Source organism: Streptomyces sp. NPDC002144 (assembly GCF_053593695.1).
The window spans coordinates 275,686-289,300 of the sequence record NZ_JBSFDB010000005.1; the positions used below are offsets into that span (position 1 = coordinate 275,686).

The 13,615-nt window shown below is 70.1% G+C and carries 13 protein-coding genes; 9 read left to right on the forward strand and 4 right to left on the reverse strand.

Annotated elements, in window-relative coordinates; translation table 11 throughout:
• The first annotated feature begins 55 nt into the window (after positions 1 to 55).
• Positions 56 to 574 (forward strand): hypothetical protein, encoded by a 519-nt coding sequence (locus ACWCQ1_RS10295; protein ID WP_451026241.1) that lies wholly within the window; start codon positions 56 to 58, stop codon positions 572 to 574.
• On the opposite strand, the gene ACWCQ1_RS10300 is transcribed toward ACWCQ1_RS10295, so the two are convergent.
• The 3 genes from ACWCQ1_RS10300 to ACWCQ1_RS10310 form a co-directional block, all read right to left on the reverse strand.
• Complete coding sequence (locus ACWCQ1_RS10300; RefSeq protein WP_451026242.1) at positions 567 to 1,712, reverse strand: serine hydrolase domain-containing protein; 1,146 nt, start codon at positions 1,710 to 1,712, stop codon at positions 567 to 569. The genes ACWCQ1_RS10295 and ACWCQ1_RS10300 overlap by 8 nt on opposite strands.
• Before the next feature lie 241 nt (positions 1,713 to 1,953).
• Entirely contained in the window at positions 1,954 to 2,649 is a 696-nt protein-coding gene (locus tag ACWCQ1_RS10305) for a glycerophosphodiester phosphodiesterase (RefSeq protein ID WP_451026243.1), read from the reverse strand.
• Between the two features lie 65 nt (positions 2,650 to 2,714).
• The gene (locus ACWCQ1_RS10310) at positions 2,715 to 3,776 is read right to left on the reverse strand and encodes an adenosine deaminase (protein ID WP_358595832.1); all 1,062 of its coding nucleotides are present in this window, start codon (positions 3,774 to 3,776) and stop codon (positions 2,715 to 2,717) included.
• A 292-nt stretch (positions 3,777 to 4,068) separates the two neighbouring features.
• On the opposite strand from ACWCQ1_RS10310, the gene ACWCQ1_RS10315 reads away from it, so the two are divergent.
• Positions 4,069 to 4,890 (forward strand): DUF4190 domain-containing protein, encoded by an 822-nt coding sequence (locus ACWCQ1_RS10315; RefSeq protein ID WP_451026244.1) that lies wholly within the window; start codon positions 4,069 to 4,071, stop codon positions 4,888 to 4,890.
• A 71-nt stretch (positions 4,891 to 4,961) separates the two neighbouring features.
• Here the strand turns inward: ACWCQ1_RS10315 and ACWCQ1_RS10320 are convergent, their stop codons facing one another.
• Positions 4,962 to 5,531: an NADAR family protein gene (locus ACWCQ1_RS10320; protein WP_358595838.1), complete on the reverse strand. Its 570-nt coding sequence runs from the start codon at positions 5,529 to 5,531 to the stop codon at positions 4,962 to 4,964.
• A 210-nt stretch (positions 5,532 to 5,741) separates the two neighbouring features.
• Here ACWCQ1_RS10320 and ACWCQ1_RS10325 point away from each other — a divergent pair, with 210 nt between their 5' ends.
• The 7 genes from ACWCQ1_RS10325 (at position 5,742) to ACWCQ1_RS10355 (ending at position 13,467) form a co-directional block, all read left to right on the forward strand.
• Positions 5,742 to 7,283 carry a gamma-aminobutyraldehyde dehydrogenase gene (locus tag ACWCQ1_RS10325; protein WP_451026245.1) on the forward strand — a complete coding sequence of 514 codons (1,542 nt, stop codon included), beginning with the start codon at positions 5,742 to 5,744 and terminating at the stop codon, positions 7,281 to 7,283.
• 48 nt (positions 7,284 to 7,331) lie between these two features.
• A complete protein-coding gene (locus ACWCQ1_RS10330) occupies positions 7,332 to 8,579 on the forward strand; it encodes a polyamine ABC transporter substrate-binding protein (RefSeq protein ID WP_133047393.1) in 1,248 nt (415 codons plus the stop codon).
• Between the two features lie 5 nt (positions 8,580 to 8,584).
• Positions 8,585 to 9,739 carry an ABC transporter ATP-binding protein gene (locus tag ACWCQ1_RS10335; RefSeq protein WP_133047394.1) on the forward strand — a complete coding sequence of 385 codons (1,155 nt, stop codon included), beginning with the start codon at positions 8,585 to 8,587 and terminating at the stop codon, positions 9,737 to 9,739.
• On the forward strand, positions 9,739 to 10,662 hold the full coding sequence (locus ACWCQ1_RS10340; protein ID WP_133047395.1) for an ABC transporter permease: 924 nt from the start codon (positions 9,739 to 9,741) through the stop codon (positions 10,660 to 10,662). The genes ACWCQ1_RS10335 and ACWCQ1_RS10340 overlap by 1 nt, the downstream gene beginning before the upstream one ends.
• Positions 10,663 to 11,463 (forward strand): ABC transporter permease, encoded by an 801-nt coding sequence (locus ACWCQ1_RS10345; protein ID WP_133047396.1) that lies wholly within the window; start codon positions 10,663 to 10,665, stop codon positions 11,461 to 11,463.
• A 20-nt stretch (positions 11,464 to 11,483) separates the two neighbouring features.
• On the forward strand, positions 11,484 to 12,902 hold the full coding sequence (locus ACWCQ1_RS10350; RefSeq protein ID WP_358595849.1) for an NAD(P)/FAD-dependent oxidoreductase: 1,419 nt from the start codon (positions 11,484 to 11,486) through the stop codon (positions 12,900 to 12,902).
• 118 nt (positions 12,903 to 13,020) lie between these two features.
• A complete protein-coding gene (locus tag ACWCQ1_RS10355; protein WP_358595852.1) occupies positions 13,021 to 13,467 on the forward strand; it encodes a bifunctional DNA primase/polymerase in 447 nt (148 codons plus the stop codon).
• The last annotated feature ends 148 nt before the right edge of the window (positions 13,468 to 13,615 follow it).

Sequence of the window (13,615 nt, forward strand, 5' to 3'; positions counted from 1 at the left end):
CGAGCCCTCCCGAAAGAGTTTTGAACACGTTCAATTACAGGCGTACGCTGCCCCCATGAGCGACAGAGCCGCCCTTCTCAGGGGCATCCGCGTCTGGCTGGTCCTGTTCGTCGTCTGCCTGGTGCTCAGCGGCGCCACGGCCTTCCCCCTGGTGCACGAACTGCGCTGGACCGAGGACGTGTTGCGGTCCCTGCCCACACCGGACCCGCTCATGGACTGGATCGCCCGCGTCCGGCGCGGACTCGACACCGCCGACACCGACTACCCGTTCCTCCTCTACGGCACGGACTGGCTGGCCTTCGCCCACCTCGTCATCGCCGTCGCCTTCTACGGGCCCTACCGCGACCCCGTACGCAACATCTGGGTCGTCGAGTTCGCGATGATCGCCTGCGCCGGCATCATCCCGCTCGCCCTGATCTGCGGGCCGATCCGGGGCATCCCCTTCTGGTGGTCGGTGATCGACATGTCCTTCGGGGTGGTCGGGGTGATCCCGCTGTACGTCCTGCGCAGGAAGATCAATCGCCTCGAAGCGCTCACCCTGAACCCCGGCCCCACCCCCGCGCTCGCTACCTGAGCGCGGCCAGCGCGACGCGTTCGGCGACCGGGTTCATCGACTCCCCCTTGGCGGCGGTGGAGCCGACCGAGTAGACGAGGGTACGGCTCAGGTCCCGGGTCGCCGCCACGACCGCGCTGTAGCCGTACCGCGCCCCCGACTTCAGCCAGTACACCCGGCCCCCGTACTCGAACCGCTGGAGCCCCGCGCTGTAAGTGGCGCCCTTGATGCCCGCCGGAACCGTGAACATCTCCTCCAGCTGCGGCCCGGGCACGATCCGGCCCCGGAACAGCGCCGTGACCAGCCGCTCCAGGTCGGCGGTGGTCGAGATCATGTCCCCGGCCGCCATCCGGTCCGCCTGGTTCCAGTCGGTGACGTCGACGAACTCGGTACCGCCGTCGGCCCGTCGGACCACCTGGTAGCCGTGGTTGTGCGGTCCGCGGATGCGGGGATCGGCGCCCGGGAAGTACGTGTCCCACATCCCGGCCGGCCGCAGCACGAGCCGCGTGGCCTCCTCGGCGTACGAGTGCCCGGTCACCTTCTCGATCAGCAGCCCCAGGATCGTGTAGTTGATGTTCAGGTACTCCTGCCGGGTGCCCGGCTGGAACTCCGGTCCCTTCGCCACCGCCGACGCCACCACCTGCCGCGGTGTGAGCGTGTCGAAGCGGTGCGCGTACTGCGTCTCGAAGGAGTCGCCCCAGCCGTCCCCGGCCCGGATGCCGCTGGTGTGGTTCAGCAACTGCCGTACGGTGACCGGCTTGAAGGCGGACGTCAGCAGCCCCGGCAGATAACGCTGGACCGGCCCGTCCAGATCGACCCTGCCCTGCGCCGCGAGCCTCAGCACGGCCGCCGCCGTCACGACTTTCGTCGTGGACCCGGCGCGGAAGCGTGCGTCCGGGTCCGCCGCCCGGCCGCTCGCCAGATCGTGCACGCCCGCGCTGCCGCGCCAGGTGCCGTCGCGACCACCTACCCGGACGAGGGCGGCGGTCGCGTCCGCGTCCGGGAGTCCGGCGATCGCGGCCCGCAGGGCGTCGGCGTCGGGTCCCGAGCCGGCGTGCGCCGAGCTCGCCGAGGTGACGGCGAGGGCGGGCGCGGCGAGCGGACCGGCGGACAGGGCGAGGACGAGACAGGCGGCGAGGATCGGGGTGCGGGCGCGCATCGGCTGCTCCGGGGGCCTTGGCGGTCAGTGTCGTCGATCATCCTGGGCGCGGGCGAGGCACCGCGGATCGTCGGCGGGGAGGGGCCGCGCCCCTGACCGGACCCGGATCAAATGCTGTACGCGGTAAGGGAGTTGCCGGGGTCTTCCCCTACGGGGACCGACGGCGGGGTGGCGGGCGCGACGACACCCCCGTCCCGCAGTACGTCACCCGCTCGACCCCGGCCGACCCCGCGACGGTGCCTCAGCGCTCCCGCGGGTAGTCCCGCAGCGCGCACAGCAGGTCGATGCGGTTGCTGGTGATCGAGTCGACGCCCAGATCGATCAGCCGGCGCATGGAACGGCGGGTGTCCGGGGTCCACACGGACAGCAGACAGCCGTCGTGGTGGACGCGGGCCGCGAGGTCGCGGTCGACCAGGGAGAAACGGTAGTTGAGCCAGCGCGGCTTGACCGCGTCCAGCAGGGCGGGACGCGGGGGAGCGAGACTGGTGCAGGTCAGGGCGATCTCGGCGGCCGGATCGGCGCCGCGCACGGCGAGCATCGCGGCGGCGTCGGCGCAGTAGTAGACCCGGTCGGCCGCGCCCGCCTCCCGGACGACGTCCACGACCCGCCGCGCGGTGCGCACCTCCCGGGTCCCCGGCAGGTCCAGCATCACCCGGCTGCCCCCGGTCGCCGCGAGCGCCTCCGCGAGGGTCGGCACCGCTCCCGCCGTCAGCCCGCGCACCTCGGCCGCGGACAGCGCGAGCAGCGGACGGTCCTGCTCCCACAGCCGCTTCAGCGTCTCGTCGTGCAGCAGCACGGGTACGCCGTCCTTCGTGAGCCGCACGTCGATCTCGACCGCGTCCGCGCCCCGGTCGAGCGCGGAACGCAGCGAGTCGATCGTGTTCTCACGGAAGCGGTAGGGGTCGCCGCGATGGGCCACGGCAGTCAGCGTCTGCATGCGCCCATTGTGTCGGGACGTACCAGGACCGGGGGAGGCGAGGTGACTCTGGGAGGCGAGGTGACTCAGGGAGCGAGCCAGTCCGTCGTGTACGTGTCGATCTCGTCCTTGACACGGCGCTTGCCGGCCTCGTCCAGGAAGGACGCCTCGACCGCGTTCTTCGCGAGGTCGGCCAGTCCCCGCTCGTCGAGGTCCAGCAGGCGGGCGGCGACGGCGTACTCGTTGTCGAGGTCGGTGCCGAACATCGGCGGGTCGTCGGAGTTGATCGTGACCAGGACGCCGGCCTTCACGAACTGCGCCAGCGGGTGCTCGTCGAGGGTGCGGACGGCGCGGGTGGCGATGTTGGAGGTCGGGCAGACCTCCAGCGCGATGCGGTGCTCGGCGAGATGGGCGAGCAGCTTCTGGTCCTGGGCGGAGCTGGTGCCGTGTCCGATGCGCTCGGCGCGCAGGTGGGTGAGCGCGTCCCAGACCGTCTCCGGGCCGGTGGTCTCGCCCGCGTGCGGCACGGAGTGCAGGCCGGCGGCGATGGCACGGTCGAAATACGGCTTGAACTGCGGCCGCGGTACGCCGATCTCGGGGCCGCCGAGACCGAAGGAGACCAGGCCCTCCGGGCGCAGCCTGTCGTCGGTGGCGAGCCGCGCGGTCTCCTCGGCGGCCTCCAGGCCGGCCTCGCCGGGGATGTCGAAGCACCACCGCAGTACGGTCCCGAACTCGGCCTCCGCGGCCTTGCGGGCGTCCTCGATCGCCTCCATGAAGGCACGCTCGTCGATGCCGCGCCGGGTCGAGGAGAACGGCGTGATCGTCAGCTCGGCGTACCGCACCTGCTGCCGGGCCAGGTCGCGCGCCACCTCGTACGTCAGCAGCCGGACGTCCTCCGGGGTACGGATGAGGTCGACGACGGACAGATACACCTCGATGAAGTGGGCGAAGTCCGTGAACGTGAAGTAGTCGGCCAGGGCCTCGGGGTCGCTCGGCACCCGGGAGTCGGGGTGCCGGGCCGCCAGTTCCGACACGATACGGGGGGAGGCGGAGCCGACGTGGTGGACGTGCAGTTCGGCCTTCGGCAGCGAGGCGATGAAGGCGTGCAGATCACGTGGTACCCGCGGCTCGACAAGATGCTCGGACAAGGTTCCTCCCCGGAACGGCGCCCCGAGCGCTGCGGCACGGGACGCGGGTGATCGGCTGATCGATGACTCGAGATCATCGTAGGCCGGGGGTGACGGGTGGATGGGGGTGGTGGGGATGGCGAGGACGGGAGCGTGTGGGGCGCCGGGACGGCTTGCGGTGGTGGCATGGACGGTGGCGTGGCTTTGACTCCGGGGTTGCGCCGGTGGGGAGTTGGTGGTCGGTGACCGGGCGGTGAGCCAGGTGGAGTGAGCATTTACCATGGCGTGACGATCGACTGAGGGGGACGGGGACGTGGCGGATCAGACACAGCCGGGTGGGGGCGCGGGAGCCGAACAGGACCCGTGGGCGCCGCCGGAGCGCAAGACCTCGCTGGACAAGGGCGCCTCGTCGGCCCCCGGTACGCAGCCCGTGCCGCAGGACCGGCAGCCGTCCGTGCACGACCAGGCCACGGTGACGTCCTTCCCGTCAGACGGCTTCGGCCCACCAGCCCAGGGCACCCCCGGCCAGTCCACCCCCGGCTTCGGCGCGCCGGTCCCGCCCGCACCGGCGTCCGGTTTCGCCGCCCCGGGCCAGGACGCCTCCGGCCAGGGCACCCCCGCCCAGGGCACCCCCGGTTTCGGTACCCCCTCCTACGCCCCGCCCGGCACCCCCGGCGCGCCGAACGGCTGGGCCGAGTCCGCCGTGCCGCCCCCGCCCGTCGCGCCCGGCGCGGGTGGTGGATACGGCTACCCCGCCTACCCGCAGGGCTACGGCTGGCCCGGTATGCAGGCGCCCCCGCAGAACGGCATGGGCACCGCGGCGATGGTGCTGGGCATCCTGTCCTGCTGCCTGTTCTGCCTCTACGGCGTCGTCGGCCTGATCCTCGGCGTCCTCGCGGTCGTCTTCGGCGTCAAGGGCAAGCGGCGCGCGGACCGCGGCGAGGCGACCAACCGCGGACAGGCCCAGGCGGGCTTCATCACCGGCATCATCGGCATCATCCTGGGCCTCGCCACCATCGCCCTGCTGATCGTCGGCATAGTCCTCGCCATCAACGACGAGAAAAACCGCACGGACGACGAACCGTCCTACAACTCCGCCCCCAGCATCTCCGCCCCCCTCGTCGTCCAGAACTGACGGCGCCAGACTGACGGCGCCAGACTGACGGCGCAGGGCTGAGCGGGGGCGAACCCCCGCTCGGCCCCGGCTCACCCCTCCCGCAACCGCCCCCGCGCCTCCATCAACGCGAACCCCAGTAGGTTCGGTCCCCTCCACCGGTCCGGATCCGTTGCCGCCTCGTCGTCCGCCGGGAGGCCGATGCCCCATACGCGGTCCACGGGGCTCGCCTCCACCAGCACCCGGTCACCCGTGCCCAGCAGAAAGTCCCGCAGGTCGGCGTGCGCGGCGAACTTGTGGACGCTGCCCTCGACGACGATCCCGAAGCGCTCGCGCTCCCAGACCGCCTCGTCGAAGCCCCGCACCAGCCGCCCCGCCTTTTTGGCCTGCGAGGGATGCCCGGCCTCCAGGGCCCGCCGCTCCGCCTCCGCGTCGCCGAACAGCCGCGCCTTGCGCGCCATCATCCAGTGCTCGGCGGTCGCGTAGGTGACCCCGTCCACCGTGAACGGCGACGGCCACCACTGGCTCAGACAGCTCGCCCCGACCTGTCCGTCCGCCCGCGGCCGATGCCCCCAGAAGTGCAAGTACTTGATCTTCGCCCCCGCGCGGACCTCCCTGACCAGGGCCTCCCGCGAGTCGATCCTCCCCGTGATCCTCTCCATGCATGCGAGTCTCGCAGCCACCACTGACACTCCGTCCCCCCTTTTCCGCCCTCACTCGACACCTGGTCGACAGATTTCGTCGCGTAACCGAAAGGCAACAACGGAATCACTTGTCGACCGCCATTCCCTCTGTCAGGATCGGCACTCAAATCGAGCTGGAGCTACGCCACCCGCCCCCTTCCCCGTGGGGCGACGGCGGAGGAGAGCGACATGCAGAACCCGGGCACCGCCACCCCGGAACGATTCCCCGCACAGGACCGCCTCGCGGACGGCGCGCAGTACATCGCGGGACGCCTGACCAAGGGCACGTCCGGCCGTACGCACGCCGTCGTCGACCCGGCGACCGGCGAGGAGGTCTACACGTACGAGCTGGCCGGCCCGGACGACGTGGACGCGGCCGTCGCCGCCGCCCGCGAGGCCTTCCCGGGCTGGGCGGGTGCCACCCCGGGCGAGCGCTCGGACGCCCTGCACCGTTTCGCCGCCGTGATCGCCGACCGTGCCGAGGAGTTCGCGCGCGCCGAGGCACTGCAGTGCGGCAAGCCGCTGAAGCTGACCCGCGAGTTCGACGTGCCGGGCACCATCGACAACACCGCCTTCTTCGCGGGCGCCGCCCGGCACCTGCAGGGACAGTCGGCCGGCGAGTACTCCGGCGACCACACCTCGTACGTCCGCCGCGAACCGATCGGCGTCGTCGGCTCCATCGCGCCCTGGAACTACCCCCTCCAGATGGCCGCCTGGAAGATCCTCCCGGCGATCGCCGCGGGCAACACCATCGTGCTGAAGCCCGCCGAGCTGACCCCGCTCACCTCGCTGCTGTTCGCCCGGGCCGCCACCGACGCCGGCATCCCGGACGGTGTCGTCAACATCGTCACCGGGACCGGCAAGGAGGCCGGCGAGCACCTGGTCGGTCACCCCGACGTGGCCATGACCTCCTTCACCGGCTCCACCGCCGTCGGCAAGCGCGTCGCCGAGATCGCCACCGCGACCGTCAAGCGCCTGCACCTGGAGCTCGGCGGCAAGGCCCCCTTCGTCGTCTTCGACGACGCCGACCTGGAGGCGGCCGTCAACGGCGCGGTCGCGGGCGCCCTCATCAACACCGGGCAGGACTGCACGGCCGCCACGCGCGCGTACGTGCAGCGGCCCCTCTACGAGGCGTTCGTCGAGCGGACGGCCGCCCTCATGGAGACCGTCCGTCTCGGCGACCCGTTCGCGCCGGGCACCGACCTCGGACCGCTGATCTCGCACGTCCAGCGCGACCGCGTCGCCGGTTTCGTCGATCGGGCGCGCTCCTACGCGCGCGTGGTCACCGGCGGCGAGGCTCCGCAGGGGGAGCTGAAGAACGGCGCCTACTACCGCCCGACCCTGGTCGCCGACGCCGCCCAGGACAGCGAGATCGTCCAATCCGAGATCTTCGGCCCGGTGTTGGTGGTCCTGCCGTTCGACAGCGACGATGAAGGCATCGGACTCGCCAACGACACGCCGTACGGCCTCGCCGCCTCGGCCTGGAGCCGGGACGTCTACCGGGCGAACCGCGCGACCCGCGAGATCAAGGCGGGCTGCGTGTGGGTCAACGACCACATTCCGATCATCAGCGAGATGCCGCACGGCGGGTACAAGGCGTCCGGCTTCGGCAAGGACATGTCCGCGTACTCGTTCGAGGAGTACACCCAGATCAAACACGTCATGTTCGACAACACGGCGGTGGCCCGCAAGGACTGGCACCGCACGATCTTCGGGGACCGACAGCAGTAGAGCAGGCCGCCCGACCCGCGGCCGCGACTCCCGAAAGGGCAGCAGCGCATGGAGCAGTACGAGCCCGACCGCCTGTCACCGGCCGTGGCGGCCGCGATGCGGCGCAGCCTTCGCAACGGCCGGGCGGCGATGACCCGCCGGTCCCTGTTGCGCGCCTCCGCGGGCGGCGCCCTCACCCTCGGCGGCCTCGGCGCGCTGAGCGCCTGCGGCATCCCCGCGGCCGGCAAGACGAGCGGCGGTGTCTCCGCGGACGACCACTCGGCCAAGGAGAAGGAGGTCAACTTCTCCAACTGGCCCGAGTACATCGACGTCGACGACAGCGGGAAGCACCACCCCACGCTGGACGCGTTCCGCAAGCGGACCGGCATCACGGTCAAGTACACCGAGGACATCAACGACAACGACGAGTTCTTCGGCAAGATCCAGCCGCAGCTCGCCGCCGGGCAGGACACCGGCCGTGACCTGATCGTCCTCACCGACTGGCTGGCGGCCCGCATGATCCGGCTCGGCTACGTGCAGAAACTGGACGCGTCGAACCTGCCGCACGCCTTCGCCAACCTCTCGGACCAGTTCCGCAGTCCCGACTGGGACCCGGGCCGCGCCTACTCGTACGTGTGGCAGGGCATCTCGACCGTCATCGCGTACAACAAGAAGGCGCTCGACGGTGTCGAGGTGAAGTCGGTCTCCGATCTGCTCGACAACCCCAAGCTCAAGGGCCGGGTCGGCCTGCTGACCGAGATGCGTGACACCGTCGGCATGACCATGCTGGACATGGGCAAGGACCCGGCGAAGTTCACCGACGACGACTACGACGCCGTCATCGCCCGCCTCCAGAAGGCCGTCGACAAGGGCCAGATCCGCCGCTTCACCGGCAACGACTACACGTCCGACCTCACCAAGGGCGACTTCGCCGCGTGCGTGGCCTGGGGCGGCGACATCGTCCAGCTGCAGGCGGACAACCCGCACGTCGGCTACGTCATCCCCGACAGCGGCTACATGACCTCGACGGACAACATGATGATCCCCAACAAGGCCCGTCACAAGACGAACGCCGAGCGGCTCATCGACTACTACTACGAGCCCGAACCGGCCGCCGAGCTCGCCGCCTACGTCAACTACGTCAGCCCCGTCGCGGGAGTGGTGCCCTACCTTGCCAAGATCGACAAGTCGGCGGCGAGCAACCCGTTGATCGTCCCCGACCGGGCCATGCAGGCCAAGTCCCACGCCTTCCGCGCCCTGAGCTCGAAGGAAGAGACGGCCTACCAGCAGAAGTTCGCGAAGCTCACAGGGGCGTGACGAAGATGACCAAGGACACCAGCGGCGACGTCCGCCTCTCCGGTATCAGCAAGACGTACGACAACGGTTTCACGGCGGTGCACCCGCTCGAGCTGACCGTGCCGCAGGGCTCCTTCTTCGCCCTGCTCGGCGCCTCCGGCTGCGGCAAGACCACCACCCTGCGCATGATCGCCGGCCTGGAGGACCCCACCAGCGGCACCGTCCACCTCGGCGAGCAGGAGGTCACCCAGCTCCCGCCCTACAAGCGGCCGGTGAACACCGTCTTCCAGTCGTACGCCCTCTTCCCGCACCTCGACATCTTCGAGAACGTCGCCTTCGGCCTGCGCCGGCGCGGCATCAAGAGCGTGAAGAAGCAGGTCGAGGACATGCTGGAGCTGGTCCAGCTCGGCGAGCAGGCCCGCAAGAAACCGCACCAGCTCTCCGGCGGCCAGCAGCAGCGCGTCGCCGTCGCCCGCGCCCTGATCAACCACCCCAAGGTGCTGCTGCTCGACGAGCCCCTCGGCGCCCTCGACCTCAAGCTGCGCCGCCAGATGCAGCTGGAGCTCAAGCGCATCCAGACCGAGGTCGGCATCACCTTCATCCATGTCACGCACGACCAGGAGGAGGCCATGACCATGGCCGACACGGTCGCCGTGATGAACGCGGGCCGTGTGGAGCAGCTCGGCTCCCCGACCGACCTGTACGAGAACCCGCAGACCACGTTCGTCGCCAACTTCCTCGGCACGTCCAACCTGATCGAGGCCGAGGTCGACTCCAAGAGCGGCGACGACATCGTGCTGAAGGCGGGCGGCGGCAAGCTCGTGCTGCCCGAGGCGCGCTGTTCGGCGCCCACCACGACCGGCGGCAAGGTCCTGGTCGGTGTGCGCCCCGAGAAGATCTCCCTCACCCACGCCGACGACGCGGGCGAGATCGCCGAGGGCCGCAACCGCATCACCGGGAGGATCGCCGACTCCTCCTTCATCGGCGTCTCCACCCAGTACGTCATCGACAGCCCCGTCTGCCCCGAGTTCGAGGTCTACGCGCAGAACATCGACCGCGACGCCCGGCTGGTGCCCGGCGCCGAGGTCGTCCTGCACTGGAACCCGGCCCACACCTTCGGTCTCGACGCGGCGCAGGACATCGACGCCGGTGTCGCCGAGGTCGAGGAGGAGGCAGCCTGATGGCCGCCGTCACCGAGGCGCCGCCCCTGGCGCCGGCCCCCGAGAAGAAGCCCCCGCGCAAGCGGGGCCGCCTGGTGCCGTACTGGCTGCTGCTGCCCGGCATCCTCTGGCTGATCATCTTCTTTGCGCTGCCGATGATCTACCAGGCCTCCACGTCCGTGCAGACGGGCTCCCTGGAGGAGGGCTACAAGGTCACCTGGCACTTCGCCACCTACTGGGACGCCCTGTCCGAGTACTGGCCGCAGTTCCTGCGCTCGGTCCTCTACGCCACCGCGGCGACCGTGCTGTGCCTGCTGCTGGGGTACCCGCTGGCGTACCTGATCGCGTTCCGGGCGGGACGCTGGCGGAACCTGATCATGATCCTGGTGATCGCGCCGTTCTTCACCAGCTTCCTGATCCGCACCCTGGCCTGGAAGACGATCCTCGCCGACAACGGCCCGGTCGTGCACACCCTCAACTCGCTGCACATCCTGGACCTGACCAACTGGCTGGGCTGGACGGCCGGTGACCGTGTGCTGGCCACACCGCTCGCGGTGGTGTGCGGACTGACGTACAACTTCCTGCCGTTCATGATCCTGCCGCTGTACACCTCGCTGGAGCGCATCGACGGGCGGCTGCACGAGGCGGCGGGCGACCTGTACGCGAAGCCGTTCACCACCTTCCGCAAGGTGACCTTCCCGCTGTCGATGCCGGGCGTGGTCTCCGGCACGCTGCTGACCTTCATCCCGGCGGCCGGCGACTACGTCAACGCGGACCTGCTCGGTTCGACGGACACCCGCATGGTCGGAAACGTCATCCAGACGCAGTTCCTGAGAATTCTCGACTATCCGACGGCCGCCGCCCTTTCCTTCATCCTCATGGCCGCGATCCTCGTCATGGTCACCTTCTACATCCGCAGGTCCGGGACGGAGGATCTGGTTTAAATGGCCTTCGTCAACTGGCTCAAGCGCCATCTCGTCGTCATCGCGGGGCTGATCACCCTCGGATATCTCCTGCTCCCCAACGTCATCGTGACGGTGTTCTCCTTCAACAAACCGAAGGGGCGCTTCAACTACGAGTGGCAGCAGTTCTCCCTGGACGCCTGGAAACAGCCCTGCGGGGTCGCCGACATGTGCGGCTCGCTCTCCATCAGCCTGCGGATCGCCACGCTCGCGACCATCGGCGCGACGATCCTCGGCACGATGATCGCCTTCGCGCTGGTCCGCTACCGCTTCCGCGCGCGGGGCGCCGTGAACTCGCTGATCTTCCTGCCGATGGCGATGCCCGAGGTCGTCATGGCGGCCTCGCTGCTCACCCTGTTCCTCAACCTGGGTGCCCAGCTGGGCTTCTGGACGATCCTGATCGCCCACATCATGTTCTGCCTCAGCTTCGTCGTCGTCGCCGTCAAGGCGCGCGTGATGTCGATGGACCCGCGCCTCGAGGAGGCCGCGCGGGATCTGTACGCCAGCCCGGCGCAGACCTTCCTCAGGGTCACCCTGCCGATCGCGGCACCGGGAATCGCCGCGGGCGCGCTGCTGTCCTTCGCGCTCTCCTTCGACGATTTCATCATCACCAACTTCAACGCGGGCTCGACCGTCACCTTCCCCATGTTCGTCTGGGGTTCGGCACAGCGCGGAACGCCCGTTCAGATCAACGTCATCGGCACGACCATGTTCCTGGTCGCCGTCCTGCTGGTCCTGACGTCCATGGTGATCAGTAATCGCAGGAACAAGCAAAAGGCATAAGCCTGTAGGGAGTTGACATCATGGCCCCAGGCGCCATGAACCGCTGGACGACATCTCTTTCCGACGCGCAGCCGGTCCCGTACTGGCTGGAGGACCCCGGCAAGCCCCACCCCGAGCCCGCGCTCACCGGTACCGAGACCTGCGATCTGCTGGTCGTCGGCGGTGGCTACAACGGACTGTGGACCGCGCTGATCGCCAAGGAGCGCGACCCCGGACGGGATGTCGTCCTGCTGGAAGGCCGGGAGGCGGGCTGGGCCGCCTCCGGGCGCAACGGCGGCTTCTGCGCCGCCTCCCTCACCCACGGCCTGTCCAACGGCCTGACCCGCTGGCCGGACGAGATCCACAAGCTCCAGGAACTCGGCGCCCGCAACCTCGACGAGATCGAGAAGGCGGTCGACCGCCACGGCCTGGACTGCGACTTCGAGCGCACCGGTGAGATCGACGTGGCCACCGAGACCTACCAGGCCTGGGAACTGCGGGACTGGTACGAGGAGATGGAGCGCCAGGGGCTCGCCGAGGGCGTCGAGTTCCTGGACGCCGACGCGGTCCGCGAACAGGTCGACTCACCGACCTTCCAGGCGGGCCTGTGGGACCGCAGGGGCGTCGCCATGCTGCACCCCGCCAAGCTGGCCTGGGGCCTCAAGCGGGCCTGTCTCCGCCTCGGTGTCCGCATCCACGAGCACACCCCGGCCCTCACCCTGAAGCCGTACGGCGCGGGGATGGCCGTACGCACGCCGTACGGCTCGGTGCGCGCTCGCAAGGTCGCGCTCGGCACCAACGTCTTCCCGAACCTGCTCAGACGGGTGCGGGCGTACACCGTCCCGGTCTACGACTACGCCCTGATGACCGAGCCGCTGACCGCCGACCAGCTGGCCTCCGTCGGCTGGAAGAACCGCCAGGGTCTCGGCGACTCGGCGAACCAGTTCCACTACTTCCGTCTCTCCGCCGACAACCGCATCCTGTGGGGCGGTTACGACGCGGTCCACCACTACGGCGGCCGGGTGCGCGCCGAGTACGACGACCGTCCGGAGACCTACGCCAAGCTCGCCGGGCACTTCTTCACCTGCTTCCCGCAGCTGGAGGGCGTCCGCTTCACGCACGCGTGGGGCGGCGCGATCGACACCTGCTCCCGTTTCTCCGCGTTCTTCGGCACCGCGCACCAGGGCCGGGTGGCGTACGCGGCCGGCTACACGGGCCTGGGCGTCGGCGCCACCCGCTTCGGCGCCGAGGTCATGCTCGACCTGCTGGCGGGGGAGGCCACGGAGCGCACGTCGCTGGAGATGGTCCGCAAGAAGCCGCTCCCCTTCCCGCCCGAACCCTTCGCCTGGACCGGCATCGCCCTCACCAAGTGGTCCCTCGCCCGGGCCGACTCCCACGCCGGCCACCGCAACCTGTGGCTGCGCACGATGGACAGACTCGGACTCGGTTTCGACAGCTAGTCGTTCACATGTGACCCGGTTCACTCCGAAGGGTGAACGAAACCCGCGTAATGCAGACCAGGAGACCTCGCTCTCTCCCGTGACGTGACCAGCGTCCAGGAGAGAGGGAGGTCTTCTCATGGCTGGGGAGAAGACGGCGGTCGAGTGGCTGGCATCCGTTGCTCCGGATCCCGAGGCCTGCCGCTGGGAGTGGGAGCGCAACCCCCTCGGGGTCGCGCTGCTGCCCGCCGGCAAGGCCTGGGACGTGCTGATCCTGCCGGGCGAGCTCGGCTATCCCACGCTCGACGTCCTCACCCGCATCCTCGACCAGCTCGGCCCGGTGCTGGTCGACTTCGGGGACGCGCGCATGGGCTTCTTCGTGCCGCCCGGAACCGCCGCCCGCTGGCTGGGCACCGGCATCCGTACGGCGGGCGCCGGCACCTGGATCGTGGTGCCGTACCCGGGCCGCTCCACCGGCGGCGTCCGCTGGCTGGTGCCGCCGGACGGCTCGGGCACCCTCACGGACCCGGCGCTGCTGGAACTGGCCATGCACGAAGCTGCCGCGGGCTTGGCCGAGGACGACTGAGCGCCGTGGGGCGGGAGGCCGTTGGCCGTCTGAGGCGCCGTGGGGGCCGGTCGCGCAGTTCCCCGCGCCCCTTCGGGACGTCGGCAGACCGGCTGCCGGGTTGTTGCCGTAGCCCTTGACAACACAATTGGTCTGGACCAAGTTGGGC